This window comes from Howardella ureilytica, from assembly GCF_054657495.1.
On the sequence record NZ_BAAHYP010000005.1, the window covers coordinates 23722 to 49103 of the forward strand.

The 25382-nt window shown below is 39.6% G+C and carries 27 protein-coding genes and 1 pseudogene; 9 read left to right on the top strand and 19 right to left on the bottom strand.

The window, feature by feature from the left end:
- Window positions 1–331 precede the first annotated feature (331 nt).
- The 4 genes from ACYQ1N_RS03465 (at window position 332) to ACYQ1N_RS03480 (ending at window position 3001) form a co-directional block, all read left to right on the top strand.
- Entirely contained in the window at window positions 332–775 is a 444-nt protein-coding gene (locus tag ACYQ1N_RS03465) for an RNA polymerase sigma factor (protein ID WP_002566650.1), read from the top strand.
- Window positions 772–1011: a helix-turn-helix domain-containing protein gene (locus tag ACYQ1N_RS03470; RefSeq protein WP_002566649.1), complete on the top strand. Its 240-nt coding sequence runs from the start codon at window positions 772–774 to the stop codon at window positions 1009–1011. Before ACYQ1N_RS03465 ends, ACYQ1N_RS03470 begins: the two co-directional genes overlap by 4 nt.
- A gap of 429 nt (window positions 1012–1440) precedes the next feature.
- Window positions 1441–1644, top strand: a complete 204-nt coding sequence (locus ACYQ1N_RS03475) for an excisionase (RefSeq protein ID WP_002566648.1) — start codon at window positions 1441–1443, stop codon at window positions 1642–1644.
- Window positions 1645–1723: 79 nt separating this feature from the next.
- The gene (locus tag ACYQ1N_RS03480) at window positions 1724–3001 is read left to right on the top strand and encodes a site-specific integrase (RefSeq protein WP_002566647.1); all 1278 of its coding nucleotides are present in this window, start codon (window positions 1724–1726) and stop codon (window positions 2999–3001) included.
- A 171-nt stretch (window positions 3002–3172) separates the two neighbouring features.
- Here the strand turns inward: ACYQ1N_RS03480 and ACYQ1N_RS03485 are convergent, their stop codons facing one another.
- A complete protein-coding gene (locus tag ACYQ1N_RS03485; RefSeq protein WP_459832797.1) occupies window positions 3173–4405 on the bottom strand; it encodes an AAA family ATPase in 1233 nt (410 codons plus the stop codon).
- Window positions 4405–5580: an exonuclease SbcCD subunit D gene (locus ACYQ1N_RS03490; protein ID WP_459832800.1), complete on the bottom strand. Its 1176-nt coding sequence runs from the start codon at window positions 5578–5580 to the stop codon at window positions 4405–4407. The genes ACYQ1N_RS03485 and ACYQ1N_RS03490 overlap by 1 nt, the downstream gene beginning before the upstream one ends.
- A 461-nt stretch (window positions 5581–6041) precedes the next feature.
- Here ACYQ1N_RS03490 and ACYQ1N_RS03495 point away from each other — a divergent pair, with 461 nt between their 5' ends.
- The 3 genes from ACYQ1N_RS03495 (at window position 6042) to ACYQ1N_RS03505 (ending at window position 9426) form a co-directional block, all read left to right on the top strand.
- The gene (locus ACYQ1N_RS03495; RefSeq protein ID WP_459832803.1) at window positions 6042–7103 is read left to right on the top strand and encodes an urea transporter; all 1062 of its coding nucleotides are present in this window, start codon (window positions 6042–6044) and stop codon (window positions 7101–7103) included.
- 261 nt (window positions 7104–7364) lie between these two features.
- Window positions 7365–8513 (top strand): cation diffusion facilitator family transporter, encoded by a 1149-nt coding sequence (locus ACYQ1N_RS03500; RefSeq protein ID WP_459832805.1) that lies wholly within the window; start codon window positions 7365–7367, stop codon window positions 8511–8513.
- A gap of 184 nt (window positions 8514–8697) precedes the next feature.
- Window positions 8698–9426: a LytR/AlgR family response regulator transcription factor gene (locus ACYQ1N_RS03505; RefSeq protein WP_459832808.1), complete on the top strand. Its 729-nt coding sequence runs from the start codon at window positions 8698–8700 to the stop codon at window positions 9424–9426.
- 127 nt (window positions 9427–9553) lie between these two features.
- On the opposite strand, the gene ACYQ1N_RS03510 is transcribed toward ACYQ1N_RS03505, so the two are convergent.
- Both ACYQ1N_RS03510 and ACYQ1N_RS03515 read right to left on the bottom strand, forming a co-directional pair.
- A complete protein-coding gene (locus tag ACYQ1N_RS03510) occupies window positions 9554–10762 on the bottom strand; it encodes a sensor histidine kinase (RefSeq protein ID WP_459832811.1) in 1209 nt (402 codons plus the stop codon).
- Between the two features lie 139 nt (window positions 10763–10901).
- Entirely contained in the window at window positions 10902–11939 is a 1038-nt protein-coding gene (locus ACYQ1N_RS03515) for a YeiH family protein (protein WP_459832813.1), read from the bottom strand.
- A gap of 171 nt (window positions 11940–12110) precedes the next feature.
- Between ACYQ1N_RS03515 and ACYQ1N_RS03520 the strand changes: the two genes are divergently transcribed.
- On the top strand, window positions 12111–12992 hold the full coding sequence (locus tag ACYQ1N_RS03520; protein ID WP_459832815.1) for a LysR substrate-binding domain-containing protein: 882 nt from the start codon (window positions 12111–12113) through the stop codon (window positions 12990–12992).
- Between the two features lie 198 nt (window positions 12993–13190).
- Here ACYQ1N_RS03520 and ACYQ1N_RS03525 read toward each other — a convergent pair whose 3' ends face one another.
- The 10 genes and pseudogenes from ACYQ1N_RS03525 to ACYQ1N_RS03570 all read right to left on the bottom strand — a co-directional run bounded on the left by ACYQ1N_RS03525 (window position 13191) and on the right by ACYQ1N_RS03570 (window position 18966).
- Entirely contained in the window at window positions 13191–13799 is a 609-nt protein-coding gene (locus tag ACYQ1N_RS03525; protein WP_459832818.1) for a flavin reductase, read from the bottom strand.
- 96 nt (window positions 13800–13895) lie between these two features.
- The gene (locus tag ACYQ1N_RS03530) at window positions 13896–14261 is read right to left on the bottom strand and encodes an MmcQ/YjbR family DNA-binding protein (RefSeq protein ID WP_459832820.1); all 366 of its coding nucleotides are present in this window, start codon (window positions 14259–14261) and stop codon (window positions 13896–13898) included.
- A 63-nt stretch (window positions 14262–14324) separates the two neighbouring features.
- Window positions 14325–14528 carry a helix-turn-helix transcriptional regulator gene (locus ACYQ1N_RS03535; protein WP_459832822.1) on the bottom strand — a complete coding sequence of 68 codons (204 nt, stop codon included), beginning with the start codon at window positions 14526–14528 and terminating at the stop codon, window positions 14325–14327.
- Window positions 14525–15028 (bottom strand): hypothetical protein, encoded by a 504-nt coding sequence (locus tag ACYQ1N_RS03540; protein WP_459832824.1) that lies wholly within the window; start codon window positions 15026–15028, stop codon window positions 14525–14527. Before ACYQ1N_RS03540 ends, ACYQ1N_RS03535 begins: the two co-directional genes overlap by 4 nt.
- A gap of 241 nt (window positions 15029–15269) precedes the next feature.
- A complete protein-coding gene (locus ACYQ1N_RS03545) occupies window positions 15270–15515 on the bottom strand; it encodes a hypothetical protein (protein ID WP_459832825.1) in 246 nt (81 codons plus the stop codon).
- 464 nt (window positions 15516–15979) lie between these two features.
- A pseudogene (locus ACYQ1N_RS03550) lies at window positions 15980–16573 on the bottom strand (cyclophilin-like fold protein).
- Between the two features lie 12 nt (window positions 16574–16585).
- Entirely contained in the window at window positions 16586–17128 is a 543-nt protein-coding gene (locus ACYQ1N_RS03555) for a flavodoxin family protein (RefSeq protein WP_459832827.1), read from the bottom strand.
- A gap of 13 nt (window positions 17129–17141) precedes the next feature.
- The gene (locus ACYQ1N_RS03560) at window positions 17142–17729 is read right to left on the bottom strand and encodes a sugar O-acetyltransferase (protein ID WP_459832981.1); all 588 of its coding nucleotides are present in this window, start codon (window positions 17727–17729) and stop codon (window positions 17142–17144) included.
- 2 nt (window positions 17730–17731) lie between these two features.
- Window positions 17732–18730 (bottom strand): alpha/beta hydrolase, encoded by a 999-nt coding sequence (locus ACYQ1N_RS03565; protein ID WP_459832983.1) that lies wholly within the window; start codon window positions 18728–18730, stop codon window positions 17732–17734.
- 20 nt (window positions 18731–18750) lie between these two features.
- Window positions 18751–18966, bottom strand: coding sequence for a hypothetical protein (locus ACYQ1N_RS03570; RefSeq protein ID WP_459832829.1), 216 nt, complete (start codon window positions 18964–18966; stop codon window positions 18751–18753).
- A 122-nt stretch (window positions 18967–19088) separates the two neighbouring features.
- On the opposite strand from ACYQ1N_RS03570, the gene ACYQ1N_RS03575 reads away from it, so the two are divergent.
- Window positions 19089–19961, top strand: coding sequence for a LysR family transcriptional regulator (locus ACYQ1N_RS03575; protein WP_459832831.1), 873 nt, complete (start codon window positions 19089–19091; stop codon window positions 19959–19961).
- Window positions 19962–20261: 300 nt separating this feature from the next.
- Here the strand turns inward: ACYQ1N_RS03575 and lysS are convergent, their stop codons facing one another.
- The 5 genes from lysS to argF form a co-directional block, all read right to left on the bottom strand.
- Complete coding sequence (lysS, locus tag ACYQ1N_RS03580) at window positions 20262–22175, bottom strand: lysine--tRNA ligase (RefSeq protein ID WP_459832832.1); 1914 nt, start codon at window positions 22173–22175, stop codon at window positions 20262–20264.
- A 34-nt stretch (window positions 22176–22209) separates the two neighbouring features.
- Window positions 22210–22689 (bottom strand): transcription elongation factor GreA, encoded by a 480-nt coding sequence (gene greA, locus ACYQ1N_RS03585; RefSeq protein WP_459832833.1) that lies wholly within the window; start codon window positions 22687–22689, stop codon window positions 22210–22212.
- Between the two features lie 170 nt (window positions 22690–22859).
- Entirely contained in the window at window positions 22860–23867 is a 1008-nt protein-coding gene (dusB, locus tag ACYQ1N_RS03590) for a tRNA dihydrouridine synthase DusB (protein WP_459832835.1), read from the bottom strand.
- Window positions 23868–23906: 39 nt separating this feature from the next.
- Window positions 23907–24236 carry a DUF6145 family protein gene (locus ACYQ1N_RS03595; protein ID WP_459832836.1) on the bottom strand — a complete coding sequence of 110 codons (330 nt, stop codon included), beginning with the start codon at window positions 24234–24236 and terminating at the stop codon, window positions 23907–23909.
- Window position 24237: 1 nt separating this feature from the next.
- Window positions 24238–25245, bottom strand: a complete 1008-nt coding sequence (gene argF / locus ACYQ1N_RS03600; protein WP_459832838.1) for an ornithine carbamoyltransferase — start codon at window positions 25243–25245, stop codon at window positions 24238–24240.
- Window positions 25246–25382 lie beyond the last annotated feature (137 nt).

A 25382-nucleotide genomic window follows, 5' to 3' on the forward strand; every position in this document is an offset into this window, starting at 1 on the left:
GAGGGAGCCGTCATGTGTAGAACGGGATATCGACCAACGGAAATGGGAGTAACACCGTTAAAAAAAACATCCCCCGGCCCGTGGGAAATGTGGCCGGAACCATGAATTTGCGTATGCAATAAAATATCATACTATTTTTTTGTTCGCCCGGAGGGTTTATGCCCTTCCGGGCGAATTTTGTTATTTCCTTCGGCCCGCTCTATCGGTCAAACACTTTTTCAAAATTTTTTTAAAAAAGTGGTGTTTGGCGGGTAGCTGGAGGCCTTTCAACAGTAACTTTGGCGGAAAGGGAGAAAACCACCGAAATCCCCCACAGAAAGGGGGTGAAAAGATGGAAACGATCCCCCGCAATGATTTTATCCTGCGGCACCGCTATGATGCTTTCTGTAAAGCGGTACTCCGCAATGAGGCTAAAAGCTACTGGTCGGAGATGGCGCATCGCCGCGAACGTGAAAAGTCGCTGGATGCTCTGACACAAGAGGAAATGGACAAGCTCTCAGTCGTGGATGATTACCCCAGCGACAGCTACGTTTTTTCGTCGTATGGGTATGACCTGCTGATCGACAACGAGCTTGTAGCCGAGGCGTTCGCCAGCCTGCCGGAACAGGAACAAAGCATTTTGATTTTGCACTGTGTTCTGGATTTGGCAGACGGAGAAATCGGCAGCCTCATGGGAATGTCCCGCAGCGCCGTACAGCGTCACAGGACAAGGACCCTGAAACAGTTGCGTATGAAATTGATGGCGTTCATGCCAGAGGGAGGTAAACGCGGATGAAGGAACCTACATTCAACGGCAGAGAGCTTCTTCCCCTTTCGGTGATGGAAGCTGCCCACGCTGGGGATGCAATGGCTATGGAGCAAGTGCTGCGGTACTATGAGGACTACATAAACAAGCTCTGCATCCGCACCTTGTATGACAGCAACGGCATCCCCTATGTGTGCGTGGACGAGTATATGAAGCACCGTTTGGAAATCAAGCTCATTCATTCCATCATCGTTGCCTTGAAGTAACGACCCGGCCACGGTAACGGAAATGTCTTATTACTCTCTTTCCGCATTTCCGCCGGCTCGGTGGCTGATGTATGTACCTTGACAAATACGCCCGCAGGACAATGGCGGCGCGTCATAGGGCATACGGACACATTCTGTCTACACCGAGCCGGACGGCGGGTGCGCCATGATGCTGGTTTCTACGAAAACAGCGGAGCGACAACCACCCAGCCGCAAAATAAGCGTAGCTGCTTATGGGCGATGACGTGCAGGCAGGACAATGATACTCCCTTACAGCCACAGTCCGAGCGTTAAAAGCGTCACAGGCAATGGGTAGGGCCGTGTGAGAACCACACGGGGGTGAAAAGCCCGTGGAGCTGGGCCGCCAGCCGTCCGTGTTTTGCCCACATTTACAAGGAACCTTTGCTTTGAACAGAAGGAGGCCATATTATGAGTAATAACGATGTGCCTATTTGGGAAAAGTATACGCTTACCATTGAGGAAGCGTCGAAATATTTTCGCATTGGAGAAAACAAACTGCGTCGGCTTGCCGAGGAAAACCCATCCGCTGGCTGGGTGATTTTGAACGGCAACCGCATCCAGATCAAACGGCAAAAATTTGAAAAAATCATTGATTCTCTTGACACAATCTAGTGAAAAAGAGCCTTGACTATGCTATAATACTCTTAAAGCGTGTCAAGGCTCTTTCCGTCATGGAAAGGAGCATGACGAAATGTCAAAAAAAGAACGAGATGAAAAAAGGCGGGACAGCAAAGGCCGCCTTTTGAAATCTGGAGAGAGCCAGCGAACAGACGGAAGATACGCCTACAAATATACGGATACCTTTGGAGAACCGAAGTTTGTGTACTCATGGAAGTTAGTCCCTACGGACAAAATCCCTGCCGGAAAACGCCCGGATATTTCTCTGCGTGAGAAAATCAAGCAGATACAAAAAGACCTTGACGATGGGATTGACACCATCGGTAAGAAAATGACCGTGTGCCAGCTATATGAAAAGTATATCCGGCAGCGGGGCAATGTGAAACGGGGAACCCATAAGAGCCGCCAGCAGTTAATGAAACTTCTGTCCGAGGATAAAATCGGAGGGGCCAGCATCGACAGCGTGAAGCTGTCTGACGCCAAAGAATGGGCCTTGCGTATGCAGGAAAAGGGCGTGGCCTATCATACCATCTGCAACGGCAAGCGTTCCCTGAAAGCCATTTTTCACATGGCCGTACAGGACGATTGCCTCCGCAAGAATCCCTTTGACTTCCAGATCAATGAGGTTATCAACGACGATACCGTACCAAAGGTGCCGCTTACCCCTGCACAGGAAAAGGAGCTTTTGGGCTTCATGCAGAGTGACCCCGTTTATGCCAAGTATTATGACGAGGTATTGATTCTGCTGGAAACCGGACTTCGCGTTTCCGAACTCTGCGGCCTGACGCCTGCCGACCTGAATTTTGACAAGCGGTTTGTGAATGTAGACCACCAGCTTTTGAGAAGCACCGAGGACGGCTACTACATCGAAGCGCCAAAGACAGACAGCGGTTATCGCCAGGTGCCTATGAGCGCAGCGGCCTACAAAGCATTTCAGCGTGTGTTGCACAGGCGAAAGGACGGCAAAGGCGTTGTGGTGGACGGGTATAAGGGATTCCTGTTCTTAAATCGGGACGGACTGCCGAAAGCGGCTGTCAACTATGATTCCATGTTTCAGGGCCTTGCCAAGAAGTTCAACAAGTTCCATGCGGAACCGCTGCCGGAGGTCATGACGCCACACACCATGCGGCATACATTCTGTACCAGAATGGCAAATGCGGGCATGAACCCCAAGGCATTGCAGTACATTATGGGGCATTCCAATATCGTTATGACGCTGAACTATTACGCCCACGCCACGTTCCATTCCGCACAGGAGGAAATGGAACGGCTGCAAGCCAAGTCACAGACCGCCGCCGCAGTCAACGCGCAGCCTGCGTCAGAGAGCGCCCAGGAATCCAAGGCCGCATAAGATACGCAGAATGTACTACTGTTTGTACTACGTTTGAGAACGAAAACATGAGGGGTAATAAGAATGTTTGTGAGGTTCTTCCGATAGGAAAAATGCCGGAAAAGCCCGAAGTTAAGGGCTATACCGGCATATAAGAACATCTAACGAGATAATTGGAAATCTATTAAATGATTAATATAAATATTTTTCATTTAATTCATTGTATTCCTTTTCCGACTCTCGTTCGTCTTTTTCCGCCGAATCCGTTTTTTCCTTCAATTTCGGAATAAGTTCTTCGCATTTGCTTATACCGTTTAGCATTTCCGAATATCTTTTCTTAGATTCGCAAAAAGAATCATATGCGGTTTGTAGTCTATATGCATTTTCGATTTTGGAAATCAGCCTTTTCTTTTCATCCGTATCCGGCATTAATTTCATACAGCTGTCATATTCATCCTGCGCATAATCCAATTCACGAAATCTCTTTTGAATATCCTCTCCCAAGTCATAATTCTTTTTACATGTGTCAAGTTCTGCCTGTGCATTATCTAAATATTCTTTTGTCTTATCTTTTTGGCTTGAAATATCCTCACAAACCTTTCCGAATACTTCCAACAGGTTTTCGATTGCCGTTACGGATATCTCTCCGTCGGAAGCTTTGTCTGTTATGTTATTTACCGACTCTTTCAGTTCAGAATATAGGTTATAAAGTTCACTTCCTTCACAATAATTGTTTGACACATCTATTCCGGAAATGTCATTTTTGCATATTTCCGTAAATTTCTTCAAATCCGCCTTTTTGGAGTTGCATTTTTCTTTTAATGAACTTTCTATTTTTTCATAAATTTCCGTATTAAAGAGTTTTCTGAATACTTCCTTTTTCTGACCTGTAGTTGATCTCAGAAATTCCATAAACTCGCCTTGGGCAATCATGCCTACCTGCCTGAATTCATCCTTGTTCAGTCCGATAAGTTCCGTTATTTTTTTTCTTATTTCTTCCTTTTTAGTATATTGTTTTTCCGCCTTCGTAAGTGTTTCGTCAAGAAGTGTCAGAGTGCACTTGGATTCTTGCTCAGTCATTCCCTTTGATCTCAGTTTTTTTCTTGTAAACCTGGGACTTCTTCTTATAACGTATGTATATTCCCTTTCGCCCTTTTTATCAGTAAATTCCAACTCCACATAAACGTCCCCTGTCATGTCCGTTCTGTATTGACTTACAAATTTGTCGTTTCCCTCCGCGCCGGCTCCCTTGGAGCTTAATTCTTCATACAGCGCATAAAATATTGCATCAAATACGGTACTCTTACCGGATCCCGTATCTCCTGAAATGAGAAAAATTCCCCTGCCGCTTATTTTATCGAAATCAATTACTGTTTTTTCTTCATATGATCCAAAGGATTTCATGGTCAACTTCTTTATTTTCATTAATTACCTCCTTTCTCGTTTGCATTTAATTCGTTAATAACTTCCGTGAGCATTTTTTCCTCATCCTCATTTACTTCACCGAGGAACATTTTACACATGGTCAGCGGATCCGCCTCATTCCCTGAAATTACATTTTCCGTTTTGTTATAAGCAGCCGTTACTTCATTGTCCGGTTTGATCCATTTTATATTAAGAAGATAGGGAAAGGCGTCTCTAAGCATATTTTTTATTTCCTGCTTATCATAATTACTTTCACCGTCAATTACTTCCGCTTCCACATAATCATTACATGCCTGCGCCGTAATGTCTTCCGGTCTCCCCTGTATCCTTCTTATATTTCTCAGAGGTATCAACGGTATGAGATTGATATTTTTTACTCCGTTCTCATTAATATCAACGCATACTATTGATTTTTTTTGTTCTCTTTCGCTCATGGAATAACCCAGAGGACTTCCGCAATATCTGTAATTGGGATTGCCGACCGCCCCCGGCGTATGAATATGTCCGAGTGCCGCATAGTCGAACAACTCCAAAATATCTGACTTCACCTCATCTATATTACCCACGGTAATATATTCCGAGTCGGTTCTTTCAACGGTTTCGGCTTTTTCACCCACCGTATTGTAAAATTGGTGACTTACCAGTATGTTGACCTCGGAATTATTTATATTTTCTCTTCTTATCAGAGCGTGTACGGCGTCGTTATATGATATCGTTTCATCTTTTCCGATTCCCAAGACATTTTTTACCATATGAGGCATAATATACGGCAAAAGGTAAAAATTATATGTTCCTTCTTCATCCCTTACTGTTACTTTTTCTATATGATGATCCGGATTCGCGGGAGGCATACCTATCATATATATATTGTCTTTTTGCAATATGTTTCTGAAAATATTTAACCTCTCCTGACTGTCATGATTACCGCTTATTACCATAATCAAAATATTTTCGACCTCGGACATTAAATCCGTAACAAAGCCGTCAAACAATTCAACGGCTTCCGCAGGCGGAACGGAACGGTCGTATACATCTCCCGCAATTACAATCGCGTCCGCTTTTTCTTCTGCCGCTTTCTTTACGATTTGATCCAATATATACTTCTGGTCCTCCATAAGGCTGCGGCCTCTCAGTTTTATTCCCAAATGTAAGTCCGATATGTGGAAAAATTTCATAAAACTCCTTCCCGAATAAACCGTAAAATTAATTTCATTTTATCCGTAAAATAAACATATTTTCTTTTATTAATATAATAGCATTTTATATAAAATATCTTATATAAAACACATAATTATGAACTGAAATCCATAAAATTTATTTTTAGTTTATATCTCTGAACACAACAAATGGATAAATGCCGTTAAACCTACTGTTTGTCTGCATTTACCGAAAAATCATCAAATGTATTTAATATGTTTTTTTTGATTATTTCTTTATAAACTATTGACATTTCACTCTCTTTATTATAAATTCATACGAACTTATAAATCTTTATAAATTTGTTATGATTATGCAGAAGAACGAAAAAAATTGTGGACTTGATTTGAAATTAAAGGGGGCCGGAATAAAGAATTTATTCACAAATCAATATTGACAACTAAATTAATTTAGATTTAATGAAAATAGGGGTAAAAAGATGAACGTTGATATTAAATCTATGCCAAAGCCTATGAAAGCCTTTTTCAATGGTATTGCACAGGTTGTTTTCATTGAAAACACTATCTCTGGCATTATATTCTTCATTTCTTTCTTTATCGCTGGTCTTGAAATGACACAGTGGAACTTTGGAAGCTGGGACAGCTGGAAGTTTGGTATTTTCACATTAATCGGTGTTAACCTTTCAAACTTAGTTGCATACCTTATGGGTGCTGACAGAGACGCTATTACATCAGGTCTCTTCGGATTCTGTCCTAACCTTGTAGCTATCGCTGCAGGCGTGTTTGCAGGCGATGCATTTACAGCTTGGTTCGTATTATTTGCTGGATGTATCTTAGTTGTACCTATCCAGATTGTAATCAATAGATTTACAGGTCACTTTGGCCTTCCGGGATTTACATTCCCATTCATTGTAACTACATGGTTCTTCATCTTAATCAGCTTCAGTACTGATTTACTTACATACAACAGAGCAGGTGTACTTCCTGACGGTACTCTTGCAGCAGGCGGTTGGATGACTGCATCAAATCCATTTACATTTACTGCCGGCGGCGTTGGTTCAGGAGCTGCTGAATTGTATCCTGGTGAAGGTTGGGGACTCTTCTTCACTAACGGTTTCGAAGAAATTTGGGTAATTGACGGATTTATCGGATCTCTTATCTGTATCTTCGGTTACTTCTGGTATGACTGGAAGTTCGCTATCAGAGCTTGTATCGCAATGGGATTCACTGTTGGATTCGGTATGATCTTCTCTGTAAACATGGTTCAGATGAACTATGCTCTCTACGGATACAGCGCAATCCTTACTGTAGGTGGTATTGATACATTTGCTACATCAAAACCTAATACAGGAAGATATTGGTTCCTGTTCTTCTTAGGTCTTGTATTAACATGTTTCATCAACTATGCTATCGGAAACGTACTTGGTGTGTTTGGTCTTCCAAACTGTACTCTCGCTTTCGTTGTTGCAGGATGGATGGTTCTCGTTGTAGAGCACTTCATGTTAGAGCAGGCTGAAAAAAGAGCTTTGAGCAAAAAATAATTAAAGTCTAAACACTTTAATCTAAATAAAAAGACAGTCGGTTGATACCGGCTGTCTTTTTTTGATATTTAATTATATACCTGTTGTTACTAATAATTTATTCCTTATAATTTCTCATATAAGACTACATCTCACTGTTTTCATTATTTACAGACAGTATATATAATGCTATTATATTTTACGCAATATATATTAAATCTTATCAATGTGAAATTCAACAATGTATAAACAGGTTTATACATACAAAACCGGGAGGAAGTCATGGTTCAGGAAATATTAAATGAAAACGTCGACATTACCGTCCAACGTGATAAACAGATAATTAAAACCAGTGTTGTAGGAATATTAACCAACGTAATGTTGTCGGCATTCAAAGCCGTAATAGGAATAATCAGCGGATCCATAGCGATTACTCTTGATGCGGTAAATAATATATCCGACGCATCTTCCGGCGTAATCACAATCGTCGGCACTAAACTTGCATCCAGAAAACCGGATCGTAAACATCCTTTCGGATACGGACGAATAGAGTATTTAACCGCTATTATCATTTCAGTGATTGTCTTGTATGCCGGTATAACATCTCTGATAGAGTCCATCGACGGTATTATTCACCCGGAAACTCCTAATTACGGCGCCGTATCGCTTATTATCGTAGCAGCCGGCGTTGCAGTTAAAATTATTCTCGGACGATATGTTAAATCCGTAGGAAAGAAGGTGGATTCAGATTCACTTGTAAACTCAGGGCAGGACGCACTTCTTGACTCAATTATATCCGCCTCCACTCTCGCCGCCGCCGGTATTTATATCGGATTCGGACTTTCACTTGAGGCCTATCTCGGAGCCGTTATTTCGGCAGTCATAATAAAATCCGGAATAGATATGCTTCGCGAGGCGGTTTCAAGACTGCTCGGAGAAAGAATCAGTGCTGATACCGCCAAAGCCATTAAGGAAACCATAACCTCTTTTCCGGATGTCAGGGGAGCATACGATCTCGTATTAACCGACTACGGCCCTAATTACTACCAGGGTTCCGTTCACATCGAAGTCCCCGATACATACAATGCCGATAAAATTGATGAACTTATAAGAAATATTTCAATCACCGTATATCAAAAACATCATGTAATACTTACTGCCGTCGGTGTTTATTCATATAATACAAAAGATGAAAATGCCATAAAAGTCCGAGACGACATAACAAATATTGTATTTTTAAATAAGTATGTACAGCAAATGCACGGTTTTTACATTAACGAACAGAAAAAAGAAATACGATTTGATGTCGTAATCAGCTTTGATGCAAAAGATATAGACTCCGTATATAAAGATATAGTCGACTCCGTAAGCGAAAAATATCCGGATTATAAATTATCCGTTGCCGTTGATACCGATTTTACCGAATCATAAATTATGAATCCGTGATTTAAACTTACCGTTATTTCAAAATTAACGGAAATTAATATTATATTTTACTTAATACGCAAATTTATTACACATTTTGTTATTTGTATAGTATAATATTAGACAAATGTATTAATTATTATACATTCAGTACTAATTTATTAATAAAATGTTTTGTGTGGAGTAAAAAATGAAAATTGCACTTATAGATGATGAACCGATATTTCTTAACGCACTGGAGTCTACTCTTAAAGCCGCCTTGGAAAGGAGTGGAATTTATTGCTTCACCATAGATAAATTTGATAATTCGGCGGACTTTTTAAAAGTATGGAAACCTTTTTCATACGATCTTATATTTCTGGATATTTTTATAGATGAGATAAACGGAATAGATATAGGAAGACACATAAGAGAGGCCGACGATAAAGTAAACATACTGTTTTGCAGCACAAGCAATGACTATGCCATGCAAAGTTATGAATTAAATGCCAGTTACTATATGACAAAGCCTCTTTCGGAAGATGCCGTAACGTCAATGCTTAAGAGAATCAATCTGAAAAGAATGAATAAAACTCAAAAAATAACTCTTCCCGACGGTTACTCATGTCTGCTGTACGACATAATCTATACCGAATACTCCAATCACTCGGTAACGTTATATATGGAATCCTGCAAACCGCATTCTCTATATATTTCGCAAAGCTCCATGGAAGAATTACTTTTGTCATATGATGACTTTGTCGTTGTCAATCGAGGCAATATTGTAAATCTCCAAAAAGTGGACAGACTTGAAAAGGACTGTCTGTATCTGTATTGCGGAACTTATATCCCCGTTTCCAGAAGTAAATATAAAGCTGTTTCAAAGAGATATGCGGATTACAAACTCAAAAAAATCAGCGAAGATCTAAATTCCGATTAAATATAAAAACATACATGGTTGTGAACGAAAATATTGTTCACCGCCATGTATGTTTTTTATTCCATAAAATGATATCGTTTAATTAACCGCCCTGTTTATGTTTAAATGTGCCTTATTGTTTTATCCGTTATACTATGAGATATACGTTAAATTCACCGCTGCCCTGTTCAATATTCAATATTCCTCCGTATTTTTCCACTATCGCTCTTACGGAATCAATTCCTACTCCCTCACCGGGATGTTTCGATGACATGAATTTATTGTTCTCGTTTACAACGGCTTTTCCTATCATATTATTCTTTATGTGTGTAATAATCTGTCCGTTATCATAAACTCCTTTAACCTGAATATACGGTTTAAAAGCTTTATCGTGTTCAACACCGTATCTGCACGCATCGAATGCATTTTCAAGGAAATTTGCAAATATAACTGTAAGATCCGTCTGACTGATATGCATTTCTTCGGGATATGAAAGCTTTATGTCCGTCTTTATGCCGTATTCTTTTGCCCTTGCATCAAAGTATGTCATTACCGCATTTATTCCGAAGTGCTCACAATATGTTACCATACTGCTTTTTTCCACCGATTCCATCCTCTCTTCTATATACGCTTTCGCCCTGTCGCTCTTTCCGCCTTCAATGAGAGAATTTAAAACAAGAAGGTAATGGCGCATATCATGTCTTGCCCTTCTGGTCTCCTGTATTCTTCCTTCCAGTTCCTTATGTTGGTATTTATATACTTCTTCAATTCTTGACCTTTCCCTGTGCAATGCCTTAATGGTAATTTCCCGCATAAATTCGAAGAAAAACGTAAATATATAAAGGACTATGATTACCATGGGAAAAATAGTTTTAAATCCGGGATGATAATCATATTTTACCAATTCATTGCCAAACGGTGTCCAAAAGAAAAAAATAAGCTCCGCAATTATTGCAAATACGCTTACAGATCCGTATTTAAGACCTATCAGCAATACACAAACAGGAGGTGAAAGAACTATCCATACCACGCTTATACCGTCGGAGGCGCCTAATATAATAACATAAGTGGCTACTAAGAAAAAATGTACATTCATGATAACCGTTACAATCAAGGTACCTTTCCCTTTAAAGAAATATACTATCCAATAGCATATAAAATATAATATCGTCAGGGACAGTGCTATGTTACCCATTGTAATTTTATTGTTTGCATAATTTATGACAGATACTATTGATAAAAATAACACTAAAATCTTCAATACATATCTGAATCTTATTTCAGCTCTCGCCTTTTCGCTGTATATAGTGCGATAAGTATCATTTACCAGTCTCTTATATAGTTTTTTGAAATACATTTTTCACATTCCCTAATAAAGTTTTTGACATTATAACATATTTGTATATCCCCAAATATGTCTTTACTCAAATTGCATATATCAAAAATTTAAAGCGGAAAATGTATTATAGCGGATAATAAAATATGAAGTACCTATTTCACCATATTCCCATTATTTTCTGCATTAACAGAGAAACGGCCGTAATACCGGCCCAACACATTCCGCCTAAAACTATCGGTTTTCCGCCGCTTTTTATCAGCTTAATAACATTGCTGTTCAAACCGACGGCCGCCATGGACATTACTATACAAAACTTTGACAATTCCTTTAGAGGATTAAATGTCTCAGCCGGCACTCCCGCATTGACCGCAACGGTAGTTACAACCGCGGCCGCAACAAAAAAGATAATGAATACCGGAAAAGCTTTCCAAAAATTGAATTTCTTTGCGCTGCTTTCCTTTTTTGTCTCCTTTTTCGCCTGCATAAGGCTTAAAACAAGGGTTATCGGAATAATTGCCAATGTTCTTGTCAACTTTACGGTGACTGCCTTATCCAGCGTCTGAGTTCCGAGTCCCCACATACTGTCCCAAGATGCGGCCGCAGCCGTTACGGATGAAGTATCATTTACCGCAGTCCCGGCAAACACGCCAAAAGCTTCTCCGTCTGTTGTGCTGAATCCCACAAGACTTCCCAATATCGGAAAAAGTACGGCTGCAAGTATGTTAAAAAAGAATATAACCGATATTGCCTGAGCGACTTCATCGTCGTCCGCTCCTATTACAGGAGCGGTGGCCGCAATGGCAGAGCCTCCGCAAATTGACGAACCTACACCCACAAGAGTTGAAATATCGGACGGAATCCTCATGATTTTATGCATAATCCATGTAATTACCAACGACGTGGTTATGGTACAAATTATAATGGGCAATGACTGTATCCCCGTTTCGGCAACCACACTCAGGTTCATTCCGAATCCCAGCAGCACTACCGCCGCCTGAAGAATATATTTTGACGTAAACGCAATTCCGAAAGATGCCTTCCCTTTATTCGTCCATATTAAAGTAACAGCCATTCCAATCAGAATTGCAATTACGGCTCCGCCCAACAAAGGAAGAGCTTTTCCAAGAAACCATGACGGTATGGCAATCATAAGACATACGATTATACCAAGTCCGTTTTTCTTTATAAAATTCATATTACCGCCCCTTCCTTTTTGTTGTATTTATCTTCCGTAAACAAATTATATTCACTTCTGAATATTAAGTAAAATTATAGTATTTTATATATCAATAATAATTTGTTATAGTTATACTCGGATGTTTAAATAAATTCGATCAAAATTTACGACTTAAGAAAAGGAGGGCGTATGCTTGATTTTCGCGTAGCAACATTTCTGACAGTCTGTAAAACATTAAATTTTACACGTGCTGCAGATGAACTTAATCTCACACAGCCTGCCGTAACACAACATATACATTTTCTTGAGAAATATTACGGAGTAAAACTGTTCAGATATGACAAAAAAGTATTATATTTAACGGATGAGGGAAAAATTCTGTATGAAAGACTTAACTCAATAAGAAAAGATGAAGATGAGATACAAAATGAACTGAGGTTTAAAAAAGATATTTTCCCGTTGATATCTTTCGGCGTCACAATGACCATAGGAGAATATGCGATTATCGAACCCATTGCATCATTTATTTCATCTCATCCGGAAATAAATATACACATACATTACGGTAATACATATGAACTTTTAAAAATGTTGGATGACGGAATTATTTCATTTGCACTTATAGAAGGATATTATCCCGAAGAAAAATACGGTCATTGCAAATATATGACAGATGATTTTATCTGTATTTGCTCTTCAAACCACGTTTTTTCCCGTAAAAAGCCGGATAATTTAAAAGATCTTATTAATGAAAAACTTATTCTCAGAGAAAAAGGAAGCGGAACAAGGAATATTTTAGAAAGATGTCTTGCATCAAGAGGTATGGGCATATCGCAATTTAAGTCTTTTATTCAGGCGGAAAATATGCATACAATTGTAAATCTTGTAGAAAATGACTGCGGAATAGCGTTTCTTTACAAAACCGCTGCCAATGAAAGTTTAAAAAAAGGTTATATACAGGAGTTAAAACTGTCGGACTTTTCCATGAAACACAATTTTGATTTTGTATGGGATAAAAACAGTATTTATGCCGACATTACATTGGAATTTGCAAAAAAGCTCATGTCATGACAAGTATCGACTTTAAAAACAAGATCGGCAATTCGACAAAAAGACACATGGCTCCGTCAACGCCGGGCTTCACAAACAATCCGTAAAGGCGTTACGGATTGTTATTATATACCGACGATTATTACCATGTGTCTTCTTAATTAAAATACCTGAATTCTACATTTATTAATTCAGGTATTATTGTGCTTTATCTTTCGTTTATAATTTTCTGAAATCCGAAGCCGGATGCTTGCATACCGGACAAATAAAATCTTCCGGCAATACTTCACCTTCATAGATATATCCGCATATTGTACATATCCAGCCTTTTTTCGTCTCTGTCTTTTCATTTGCCTTTGGCTTAATATCGGAAAAATAATATGCATATGTAGCCGAAGGATCATTACTTAATACTTCACCGTCTTCAACGCTTGCTATGAAAAGCGTATGGCTTCCCAGATCTACCGTCTCAATTACCTTTGCGCAAAAATAAGCATTTGTTTCTTCCGTGCGAATAACCGTTATACCGTTGCCTGCCCTTGTAATCTCAATCTCTTCAAACTTGTCTACATCTTTTCCGCTTTGAAAACCAAAGTGTTTAAATGTCTCAAACTTAGCTTTTTCGCTTAAAATTGAAACATTGAATTCTCCCGTATGCACAATCATATCATGGGTATAGTCTTCTTTATTTACGGCTATTGAAATCGTATTAGGCTCGCTTGCAACCTGAATCGCCGTATTAATGATACATCCGTTGTCACGGTCGTTTTCGCGTGCGGTCAACACAAATAATCCGTATGTCAGCTTTCTCATTACCTTATTATCCATCATTATCCTCCTTACCGTTATACCGACATTTACATATTTATCTGTTAATATTATACGATAAAAAAGTACATTATTATATGATTGTGCGTAATAATGTCATTTCTTTTTATTTTTTGTCATTTCAAAACTCAAATCAACCAACATTTTCACTTTCTCATCATCTGCCGTACCGTCCAATGCAACCGATATCCAATTTGTTTTATTCATATGATACGCACCGAAAAAACCACGATTATCAATAAGAGAACCAATCATAACCGGATCGCACTTAACATTCACTATATCCATGTTGCCGTTCTCTTCCGGTACCAGCTTTTCCTTCGGCACATCCATAACCAGAGCGAACCATTTACCGTTATCTTCGTGTCTGAAAACTTCAAAATCCGGATATTTCGCCCATGGTCTGTCTGAAATGATATTATATTGAGATTTAATATATTCCGATAATTCCTTTCTGTTCATTAGTCCTTCTCCTTATTTGAAAATCATACTCAAATTACGCTGCATACGGTTCATCAGTCTTATTTAAATTCCTTCATTTTCCCAGAACAAATCATCCAGCGTTTTGTCCAAGGCCTTGCAGATAGCGATGCATAAATTTATTGTCGGATTATAGTCCCCGTTTTCAATTGCATTAACGGTCTGTCTGGAAACACCGACAATGTCTGCAAGCTGTTGTTGTGAGAGGTTCTTTGCGGTTCTTGCAGACTTCAGCCTCAGGTTCTTCATAATTCATTTCCCCGATGTTCTCTTAATTTCTGAAATAAAACAGAGACTGCTATTATGAGAAACATAATTCCAAGCGGAAGGTTGATATTAGTTACGGTTAAATGTTTCTCCGGAAGACCTTCATCCGCAATTCTGCCTATACCGATTATCAGGTTAAATAAACCGATGGCAGATATCAATACCGTCCACCTCTTCCAATTTCCGCTAATACCAAAATAAACGCCGCTGATAACCATATATACGGTATAGACTGTAATCATCAGGAGGCTTACCATAATTATTGCCAGACTTCCTGTGACCGGAAACATATCGGTCTCAACAAGGATAGCTGCAATTATACCGGCAACAACACCTGTAATCATGGCATACTTATACGCCTTCCCCCTTATCGCCGTCTGCCGTTCGTCGTATTTACATCCCGTGAATTTAAATTTCCTGCGAATAATTATGAGAAGTAAAAACACACCAAGGAAAACTCCGAAATAGTAGTTGTTGTTCATATTTTCTCCTTAAATAATTTAATATGTCAACTATATTTGACATATTAAAAATACCACTGCAATAGAATGATGTCAAATATATATTACATTTCTACAATCAACCTCTGATATACGTTCCCCACTATCCTTTCATATGTGCATTAGTATGTTCGCATATATGCTTACATTTTCACCTCGAATGTAAAAAAAAAGACAAGACAAATCAGTGATTTGCCTTGTCCAAAACACACCATTATTCATTTTAATAAATCCAAATATCCTCTTCTGTAATTGACTCCAACATGTGAAGCACAGTGACTCCATCTCGTTCTACTTTTATGAGTTCATCAACAGTCTCTACTTCTGTTGTCTCCTGATAAAACTCACAGAACGAAATAACATCCTTGCCATCAATCACTCCATATGTTATAGAATACTTTTTTCCATTGAACTTAAATTCAATCTCACGTCCCTCAGAAATATATTCTCTTAACTGATCTAAATTCATTTATTTCACCTCCGTATATGATTTCTATGCATCTTTCCATTATCGTCATAGGTTATCTTATGCTGATGCGGAACTTTAGGATGCATTTTTGAATTACCGTGATTTGAATAATCTATATCCAAATAAATTTTTCCATTATCTCCATAATAACGTTCCCGGTCAAGTTTGCCTTCTTTATAACTCTTGGTAACAGAATTAGCAGTTCCTTCTGTTGGTAAACTGCCTCAGTTTTAAGAAATGTGCGAAAAAGTGAAAGCACTCTGCGAATTACTCACAGAGTGCTTTTCTTCAAGTTTCCAGCTTTGTTGTCATATAGTCGTCATAGGCGGTGAGCTCTTTCTTTTTCAGAGCGTCGGTCACATCAACATAGATATTCATCGTCGTCGATACATCAGCGCGTCCCAAAAACGCCTGAAAACAGACAGCAAGCGGACATTTTGCAGACATTTTAAAAAAAGTCCGTTTTATTCAATGCTAATGGTTATAGTAACATCTCCATTAGAAAGAAGATCAGTTATATCTTCCGCATTCTTATCAGATATGTGACCAAGCCTTGTATATGACCAGCTATTAGAACCATAGAACACTACCATCTGATTTCCTGAGTATAGTACAATGTCACCTTAAGTCGTTGTTGTCTGCTTATCATCTCGCGGCAAGTTCTGTCCTAATGAGCCTACCTGCTCAAAACCTCCATATATTGACATCTGGATTGTAACATCACCTTCTCTGACCATATCCCGTAGTGCTGCTACAGCCTGGTTGTCTTCCCAATCCACATTTACTTTTGTATCACCGATTTTCATTATCATAGTGGTTTCTCCAATACCTGTTTCATCAGATGAAGTATTATTCTCAGCAGCCTGATTATCAACTTCTTCTGTGCGATATATTTCTGAGTCTTCTGATAAAACAGTTTCTTCTACATTTTCCGATGTATAACCGGCAGCTAGCGAATCATGATTTGCATATTCTGCTGTCTTAGTATCACCTGAACAGGCGCTGACCAAAAGCATCATGAACACACTAAACGTCGTCAAGATCAATTTCGTTTTCATCGCAAACCCATTCTATTTTAATGCCTTTCCAAACTCATAGGCTTCACTTAATTCCTCGGATTTACTTGAAGCCTCTCCCATATCGACTATGCCTCCACAGAATAATGAACCGGAGAATTCTGCCTTTTCAAAACAATCAACCCATCCCCGGAGTCCGCTTTCAGCCTTTTGGGGTACAAACTCTTCATCCTCAGCCGCAACAGAGAGCATATATACATTCCTGAACTTATAGTCTGAAGGATACAGAGGATTGAGCCTGTCCAAAAGAGTCTTCATCTGGCCGCTCATCTCGTAGTAATAAATCGGAGTCGCAAATACCAACGTGTCTGAGTTCTTTACTTTTTCTGCAATCCCAACAGCATCATCATTAGTGACACACCTCTGAGTATTCTGACAGGCAAGACAGCCTATACAAAAACCGATATTTTTCCCTTTCAGGCTTATATGTTCCACATCATGACCTGAAGCTTTTGCTCCCTCTATAAGCTTTTTCGTAAGTATATCGGAATTACTCTTTGCTCGAAGACTTGTAGAAATCACTAATACTTTACTCATATAATCCCATCCTTTATTTCTTCTCTATCGGTTTAACATTTTCTATCTTCTTGATAAATTTTGCAGGAACACCTCCTACAATTGTGTTTTCCTCAACATCCTTTGTCACAACAGCTCCGGCTGCAATTACAGCACCATCACCAATTGTCACACCTCTTGTAATTATCGCTCCTGCTCCGATCCAAACCCTGTTTCCAATATGTATAGGAGCACACAGAAGGTGCCTGTCATAAGGATTCAAATCATGATCCAGAGTAGCAAGGACGACCCTGTGCCCAATCAGGGTGTTATCACCAATGTATATGCCGCCCTGATCCTGGAAGTTGCATCCGGAATTGATGAATACATTTTTTCCGATGTGAATGTTTCTTCCAAAATCCGTATAAAAAGGTGGGAACAATCTAAAGTTTTCATCCACTTCCTCACCTGTCAGTTCAGTCATGATACTGACGATTTCCTCTGGCGTATGGTACTTGGTATTTAATTCCATGGTCTGCTTTATGGCAGCCTGGCTCTGCCTCATGAAACATTCATGCATCTCTTCTGTCATATCTTCTACTCTGTCCGAATTAAGATATTCCAGTATTTCTTCAACTGTTATCATTACTTTAAATTCTCCTTAAAAAAGCTCTCCAGCTTGTCATAAGGAATATAATCCTTATCTCCGCCGTCATATAGATCTGTATGCACCGCATCAGGGATTATCATAAGTTCTTTATTATCAGTATACTTGCTGTCTTTAATCATATCTGCATAGGCATCCTTTGAGAAATAACATGAGTGTGCCTTTTCTCCATGGACAAGTAATACTGCACTTCTGATTTCATTACTGTACTTTAATATTGGCTGATTAACGAAAGACTCACAACCGATTACATTCCAGCCTCCGTTAGAATTAAGACTTCTCTTGTGATAACCTCTGTCGGTCTTGTAGTAGTCATAGTAATCTTTCACAAAGAAAGGGGCATCCTCAGGAAGCGGATCTACAACTCCGCCGCCAAGCTTATATTCACCTGCCTTAAGGTCCTCAAGTCTCTGGGCACATAAAGCTGCCTTATGCCGGTATCTTGCTTCTTCACTGTCCTCTGAATCAAAATATCCCTTGGCATTTACTCTTGTCATGTCGTACATGGTAGAAGCAACGGTTGCTTTTATTCTTGTATCCAACGCAGCTGCGTTAATAGCCATTCCACCCCAGCCGCAGATACCGATGATTCCAATCCTGTCAGGATCAACCTTCTCATTCAAGGAAAGAAAATCAACTGCCGCCATAAAATCTTCTGTGTTGATATCAGGAGATGCCATGTATCTTACATTTCCTCCGGACTCACCTGTAAAAGAAGGATCAAAAGCGATTGTTAAGAATCCTCTTTCTGCCATTGTCTGTGCATAGAGGCCTGAACACTGCTCCTTTACCGCGCCAAAAGGTCCGCTTACGGCAATTGCAGGCAGCTTTCCTTCCGCATTCTTTGGAACATACATATCTGCCGCAAGGGTGATTCCATATCTGTTTACAAATGTAACTTTGCTGTGGTCTACCTTATCACTTTTCTTAAATGTCTTATCCCACTCAGTTACAAGGTTTAATTCTTCTTTTCTGATCATTTTGTCATCCTCCTGAATTATTTTTCTTTCTGTATCTGTCTTATCAAAAAATCCATATTATCTACTTTTTTCTGGCTCTCATGAAGCTCATCCATAAGGTGACAACGGCATTTCCTAAGATCTCGTAAAAGAGTATCGGTATCACCTTCTTCATACATTTTCTTCATGAAGTCTATTTGTTTATCGTCACAGCCCATATCTGAAAGGTTTTCAAGAATCTTTACCGTATCCATCTTATTTCTCCTTCCGGTTTTTATATTAAAACCTTGACCGGATTTTCGCTAATGAATAAAATAAATATCATGATATTCGTTTTTTGAATAACGCTTAAACAGCCGGCTTTATGGAGGATTTCATGGAAATAAAAAATCTCAGATATTTTCTTGCAGTTGCCAGGGAAGAAAACATGTCGAAGGCTGCTGAGCAGCTCCATGTTTCGCAACCAACTCTTTCAAAGACATTAAAAGCGTTAGAGGAAGAACTTGGGAAGAAACTGTTTATCAGGCACAGCTTCAGTATTTCACTCACTGATGAAGGAGTGCTCCTGCGTGACCGCGCACAGGATCTTGTGGCTATGTCAGATAAGATTGAACAGGAATTTAACTCCCTGGATGATATAACAGGCGGGGATATATATTTGGGACTGGCAGAAAGCTATCAGATCAGATACCTTGCCAGAGAGATTTATAAATTAAAGGAAAAATACCCAAACTTCACTTATCATATAACCAGCGGAGATACTGAACAGGTTACTGAAAAGCTTGATAAAGGCATTTTAGACTTTGCTGTACTATGTGAAACACCTGACAGCAATAAATATGAATATGTTAAGTTTCCGGAAGCCGATGTATGGGAAGCAATCATATCTTCATCTCATCCACTTGCAAAGAAAAAATCCATCCATGTCTCTGACCTGATAGGACAGCCTCTGTTTGTCTCTGAGCAAAGCTGGAACAATGAAATCAAAACATGGGCTAAAGAAAGATTTTCTAAGCTAAAACTTGAAGGCTCCTTCAGGCTATCTTATAACGGCTATGTATTTGCAAGAGAAAACCTCGGAATACTTCTTACATTTAAGAATCTGATAAATACCGAAGGAACTGATATGGTATTCAGACCGCTTTCACCTGAACTGAAGTCAGAACTATATCTCATATGGAATAAATATCAGACCTTTACTCCTATTGCTGAAAAGTTTCTGGAGCAGATAAAAAAGACTTTCAAGTAATTTTCAAGAAGATCACAGCATAATAAATATGACCTTTCAAACAGGGATGAAAGGCTTTTCAGCCTCTTTTCCTGCTGTCTGCACGCAAAAAGGCACCCCCTCTCAGATTGATTCTGAAAAGGAGTGCCTTGAAGGTTTTTGGAACCGGGACGTACACTTTACTTTATACTGTCATCTGTTACGATGTACCGTTATTTGACTTTTTGTTGCACAAATGTTGTAAATCCGGTGCCACTGCAAAAAATCAGCCTGGATTTGTTGTAAAAATCCGCAGGTTTTCCGCCTGTGATTTTCCCCGGATCAATACAGCTTTGCACCTGCCGGAATGTGGTCATCAACCATCAGAAGATGAAGCTTTTCTTCGCCTTCTTCTTCATGAACAGCACTGATAAGCATACCGCAAGAGTCAATGCCCATCATAGCTCTCGGTGGAAGATTTACAATGGCAATACATGTCTTTCCGATTAATTCTTCAGGTTCATAATATTCATGAATACCGCTTAAAATGGTTCTGTCTGTGCCCGTTCCGTCATCGAGAGTAAATTGAAGAAGTTTCTTCGACTTAGGAACCGCAATACAATCCTTAACCTTTACCGCACGGAAATCAGACTTTGAAAATGTCTCAAAATCAACGGTTTCTTCAAATAAAGGCTCAATCTTAACCTTGGAAAAGTCAATATTTTCAGGCTTTGTATCCGTATTTGCAGCCGTAGTGCCCGCATCGTTTTTCTTTCCGTCATTGAGGGTCTTCATTGTCGGGAATAAAAGTACATCTCTGATGGAGGCTTCGTTTGTAAGGAGCATAACGAGTCTGTCTATACCGATACCGACTCCGCCGGTAGGAGGCATACCATATGCAAGCGCATTAAGGAAATCTTCATCAATGGACTGGGCTTCATCATCTCCCGCTGCCTTTAAAGCCTCCTGAGCTTCAAATCTCTCTCTCTGGTCAATAGGGTCGTTAAGCTCTGAATATGCATTGGCAAGTTCACGGCCCGCAACAAATAATTCAAATCTTTCCGTAAGTTCCGGATTGTTAGGAATCTTCTTTGTAAGAGGAGATATTTCTATAGGATGATCTATAATAAATGTAGGTTGAATAAGCTTCTCCTCAACGTATTCTTCAAAGAACAGGCTTAAGATATCACCCTTCTTATGTCTGTCTTCAAACTCAATTCCCTTTTCTTTTGCAAGAGCCTTTGCGGATTCCGTATCCGGGATATCATTGAAATCTATTCCGGAATATTTCTTAACCGCATCTGTCATTGTCATTTTTGCAAACGGAGATTCAAAATCAAGCACTTCGTCACCGTAAGGCACCTTGGCCGTACCGTTAACCTTAAGGCATACATCTCTGATTAAACTTTCCGTAAGTTCCATCATGCCGTTATAATCCGTATATGCTTCATATAATTCAAGAAGGGTGAATTCCGGATTATGTCTTCCGTCAACGCCCTCGTTTCTGAACACTCTTCCTATTTCATATACTCTTTCAAGTCCGCCTACGATAAGTCTCTTTAAATATAACTCAAGAGAGATTCTCAAATTAATGTCTTTGCTTAAGGCATTGTAATGTGTCGTAAACGGTCTTGCACTCGCTCCGCCGGCATTATCAACAAGAATAGGTGTTTCAACTTCGATAAATTCTCTGCCGTTTAAAAAGCTTCTGATTTCACTGAGAATGGCCGATCTCTTCTCAAATGTCGTTCTTACTTCCGGATTTACGATAAGATCTACATATCTCTGGCGATATCTCTGATCCGTATCCTTGAGTCCGTGATATTTTTCAGGAAGAACCTGTAAGCTCTTAACAAGAAGGGTAATCTCCGTTACATGTACCGATATTTCGCCCTTCTGAGTCTTGAATACCTTACCCTTAACGCCTACGATGTCACCGATATCGAATTTTTTAAAAGCCTTATATCCCTCTTCTCCCAAATCGTCTCTGGAAACATAGAGCTGTATATTGCCGTTTCTGTCCGCAACATTGGCAAATGATGCCTTACCCATAACTCTCTTGGCCATAAGACGACCTGCTATGCTTACTTCTGCGCCGTCCATCTCGTCAAAATTATTTTTTATGTCATTTGTATGGCATGTTACGTCATACTTTGTTATCTCAAAGGGATCGTTTCCTTCTGACTGTAATGCGTTGAGCTTTTCCATACGGTTTTTTATCTGCTCGTTAACATCCGCTTCTCTGTTGTCTGCCACAATGGTTCTCCTTTCCGTAATCAATAATCAGTAATCAGTCGTTCTTAACCGCCAAAATTTTGTACTCGATAATGCCGCCTGCAGGTGAAGCCGCACTTACGATATCACCTACTTCACGTCCGAGAATAAGTTTTCCGATAGGTGATTCTATGGAAATCTTATTGTCAAGGATACTTGCTTCAAGAGGACCTACAAGTTTATATTCAAGTTCCTCATCATATTCCAGATCCTTTAATGTCACGACACTTCCGAAGGCAACCTTGTTATCACCGCTCTTTTCTTCATCAATAATCTGGCAGTTCTTAAGTTCAGCCTCGAGTTTGGAGATTTCACCCTCAATCTTTCCCTGTTCTTCTCTTGCCGCTTCGTACTCGGCGTTTTCGGATAAGTCTCCCTGTTCCTTTGCCTCACCTATTTTTTTGATAATCTCCTGACGCTCAACGGTCATAAGATGTTCGAGTCTTGCCTTCTTTGCTTCGTATCCCTCTTTTGTAATCCAATTCTTTTCTGCCATGTCAGCCTGCCTTTCCGTGTTAAGTATTGCGCTCCTGTGAGCCCTGCGCTTTATTATGCTATTATAAAATAAATGTTAGAGCAGAATATGTGCTCTAACATCTTATATCAAAATTATATTATTATAAAATTCACCATGAGATTATAATATTTTATGACATCAATGTCAATTTATAGTATCCTTTCAACAAGCCTCACAAGTTCGTCGGCACTTTCACAGGAATTGACTTCTTTTCTTAATTCCGTGGCATGGGGAATACCCGCGGTATACCATCCGCAATGTTTGCGCATTTCCCTTACGGCAATATATTCCCCTTTAAACGCCGTAAGTTCCCTTATGTGGCGGATCATCATTTTCTTTCTTGTTTCCAGGTCCACTATATTAACGTGATTATATTCGCTTTTAATCTCCGATTCCCCGCTCTTTAGTTCCTCCACGGAATATGTGTCAAACATCTTTTTAAATCTTGAAAAAATCCATGGATTTCCCTTCGCGGCTCTTCCTACCATAATTCCGTCACATTTTGTAAGTCGTATCATATGATATGCTGACTCTTCGTCCGTTATGTCTCCGTTCCCTATTACGGGCACCTTCACGGCTTCTTTAACCGCCTTTATGACTGACAAATCCGCTTTCCCGGAATAATACTGCTCTCTGGTTCTTGCATGTACAAATATTGCCTTTGCGCCGGCTTTCTCACATTCACGGGCCACCTCCGGAGCATTAATATGAGCGTCATCAAATCCCGATCTTATTTTTACTGTTACCGGTTTGGACTGGCTGTTAACGATACTGTTGACAATGGCTCCCGCAAGTTTCGGATCTTTCATCAATGCAGATCCTTCCCCGTTGTTTACTACCTTCGGAACGGGACATCCCATATTTATATCCACAAATGCAAATTTTCTGTCTTCAAGTTCTCTCGCAATACTGCCCATTATTTCCGGTGATGAGCCGAATAACTGCAATCCGACGTTACCTTCGTCACCTTCCGTATATAGCAGCGGCTCCGTATTTTTATTTTTGTACAATACGGCCTTGGCGCTTATAAGCTCTGTCGTACTTCCTCCGCATCCCTGTTCATGACATATTTTTCTGTACACATAATCCGTAACCCCTGCCATCGGAGCTAAAAATACAGGTGTACCGAATTCTGCGTCTCCTATTTTCAAACTCATTTTCCGCCTTTTCAATATACCTGTAATTATCGGTTAAAATCATATTCCGTTATCGGAAGCTGATATAAATATCCTGTAAAAATATACAAGCTGTTCAAACAACTCTTCTTTTTCCTTTTCCAGCTGCCTAATCATAATCCCCGCGGATATTCCGTCATGTAAAATATCGTCTTCATTGACTTCCGTTCTTAATTCAATGTCTCCGCCTTCATTAAACACAACCGATATGACTCCGCCGCACTCCTCTGTATACTTTACGCACATTATCTGCAGCTCGTCCTGTATATCCTTGGGTAATTTTGCAAACTCAGGATTAAAATAATATTTTCTCTCATATGCGCTTGCCGCACACAATACCGTTTCGCTCATATCAGTCCCTATCCGGATCAACGCCGAGTGTAGCCGCCATAACAGCCTTTATTGTATGCATTCTGTTTTCTGCTTCATCAAATACAACCGACTGTTCCGAATTAAATACTTCATCCGTAACTTCAAGCTCTGTTATGCCGAATTTTTTGTTAAGATCCTGTGCCTTTAATGTGTCAAGGTTGTGGAATGAAGGAAGGCAATGCATAAATATCGCATTCTCCTTTGCCCTTTTCATCAAATCCGCATTTACCTGATAAGGCATAAGGTCGCCGATTCTCTGAGCCCATTTCTCATCAGGCTCTCCCATTGATACCCATACGTCGGTATAAATTACATCAGCACCTTCACATGAAGAAACCTCTGTGCTGAATTCTATTGAACCGCCGCTTTCTTTTGCCCATTCTTTGCATTTAGCCTGAAGCACTTCATCAGGGAAGTACATCTCCTTCGGAGCACATGCCACAAAATGCATACCCATTTTTGCACATGCAACCATCCATGAATTGCCCATGTTGTATCTTGCGTCTCCGAGGTATACCACTTTCTTGCCTTCAAGAGAACCTAACTTCTCTTTAATGGTAAGCATGTCCGCAAGAAGCTGTGTAGGATGATAATCATTGGTGAGTCCGTTCCAAACCGGAACCGTTGCATTATTTGCCAGACACTCAACTATTTCCTGACCGTAACCCCTGTATTCTATTCCGTCGAACATTGTTGTCAGAACATTAGCGGTATCCGCAATACTTTCTTTTACTCCGATTTGTGATACCGTTGAGTCAAGATATGTTGTTCCCATACCCAGGTCATGTGCGGCAACCTCAAATGAACAGCGTGTTCTTGTACTTGTCTTCTCAAATATCATGGCGATATTTTTGCCTTTGAGCGGAGCCCAAACCTCACCGTTTTTCTTCATTGCTTTTAATCTTGCGGAAAGATCTAATAAATATTCTATTTCTTCTTTTGTATAGTCCATAAGTGTAAGAAAATCTCTTCCCTTTAAATCAATCATATTATCCTCCCGATACCATGTACATTATAAGATTACGGCCGTAATATATGCATTTACACTGTAATTAACGCCGAACTTCCTAATTTATTCATTTTAATGCATAATTATTCTTTATACAGTGAATATTATACAACCTA

Excerpts from the sequence above, each read along its gene's own strand:
- ACYQ1N_RS03465 (WP_002566650.1), top strand. The coding sequence starts at position 332 with ATGGAAACGATCCCCCGCAATGATTTTATCCTGCGGCACCGCTATGAT.
- ACYQ1N_RS03470 (WP_002566649.1), top strand. The coding sequence starts at position 772 with ATGAAGGAACCTACATTCAACGGCAGAGAGCTTCTTCCCCTTTCGGTG.
- ACYQ1N_RS03475 (WP_002566648.1), top strand. The coding sequence starts at position 1,441 with ATGAGTAATAACGATGTGCCTATTTGGGAAAAGTATACGCTTACCATT.
- ACYQ1N_RS03480 (WP_002566647.1), top strand. The coding sequence starts at position 1,724 with ATGTCAAAAAAAGAACGAGATGAAAAAAGGCGGGACAGCAAAGGCCGC.
- ACYQ1N_RS03485 (WP_459832797.1), bottom strand. The coding sequence starts at position 4,405 with ATGAAAATAAAGAAGTTGACCATGAAATCCTTTGGATCATATGAAGAA.
- ACYQ1N_RS03490 (WP_459832800.1), bottom strand. The coding sequence starts at position 5,580 with ATGAAATTTTTCCACATATCGGACTTACATTTGGGAATAAAACTGAGA.
- ACYQ1N_RS03495 (WP_459832803.1), top strand. The coding sequence starts at position 6,042 with ATGAACGTTGATATTAAATCTATGCCAAAGCCTATGAAAGCCTTTTTC.
- ACYQ1N_RS03500 (WP_459832805.1), top strand. The coding sequence starts at position 7,365 with ATGGTTCAGGAAATATTAAATGAAAACGTCGACATTACCGTCCAACGT.
- ACYQ1N_RS03505 (WP_459832808.1), top strand. The coding sequence starts at position 8,698 with ATGAAAATTGCACTTATAGATGATGAACCGATATTTCTTAACGCACTG.
- ACYQ1N_RS03510 (WP_459832811.1), bottom strand. The coding sequence starts at position 10,762 with ATGTATTTCAAAAAACTATATAAGAGACTGGTAAATGATACTTATCGC.
- ACYQ1N_RS03515 (WP_459832813.1), bottom strand. The coding sequence starts at position 11,939 with ATGAATTTTATAAAGAAAAACGGACTTGGTATAATCGTATGTCTTATG.
- ACYQ1N_RS03520 (WP_459832815.1), top strand. The coding sequence starts at position 12,111 with ATGCTTGATTTTCGCGTAGCAACATTTCTGACAGTCTGTAAAACATTA.
- ACYQ1N_RS03525 (WP_459832818.1), bottom strand. The coding sequence starts at position 13,799 with ATGGATAATAAGGTAATGAGAAAGCTGACATACGGATTATTTGTGTTG.
- ACYQ1N_RS03530 (WP_459832820.1), bottom strand. The coding sequence starts at position 14,261 with ATGAACAGAAAGGAATTATCGGAATATATTAAATCTCAATATAATATC.
- ACYQ1N_RS03535 (WP_459832822.1), bottom strand. The coding sequence starts at position 14,528 with ATGAAGAACCTGAGGCTGAAGTCTGCAAGAACCGCAAAGAACCTCTCA.
- ACYQ1N_RS03540 (WP_459832824.1), bottom strand. The coding sequence starts at position 15,028 with ATGAACAACAACTACTATTTCGGAGTTTTCCTTGGTGTGTTTTTACTT.
- ACYQ1N_RS03545 (WP_459832825.1), bottom strand. The coding sequence starts at position 15,515 with ATGAATTTAGATCAGTTAAGAGAATATATTTCTGAGGGACGTGAGATT.
- ACYQ1N_RS03555 (WP_459832827.1), bottom strand. The coding sequence starts at position 17,128 with ATGAGTAAAGTATTAGTGATTTCTACAAGTCTTCGAGCAAAGAGTAAT.
- ACYQ1N_RS03570 (WP_459832829.1), bottom strand. The coding sequence starts at position 18,966 with ATGGATACGGTAAAGATTCTTGAAAACCTTTCAGATATGGGCTGTGAC.
- ACYQ1N_RS03575 (WP_459832831.1), top strand. The coding sequence starts at position 19,089 with ATGGAAATAAAAAATCTCAGATATTTTCTTGCAGTTGCCAGGGAAGAA.
- greA (WP_459832833.1), bottom strand. The coding sequence starts at position 22,689 with ATGGCAGAAAAGAATTGGATTACAAAAGAGGGATACGAAGCAAAGAAG.
- dusB (WP_459832835.1), bottom strand. The coding sequence starts at position 23,867 with ATGAGTTTGAAAATAGGAGACGCAGAATTCGGTACACCTGTATTTTTA.
- ACYQ1N_RS03595 (WP_459832836.1), bottom strand. The coding sequence starts at position 24,236 with ATGAGCGAAACGGTATTGTGTGCGGCAAGCGCATATGAGAGAAAATAT.
- argF (WP_459832838.1), bottom strand. The coding sequence starts at position 25,245 with ATGATTGATTTAAAGGGAAGAGATTTTCTTACACTTATGGACTATACA.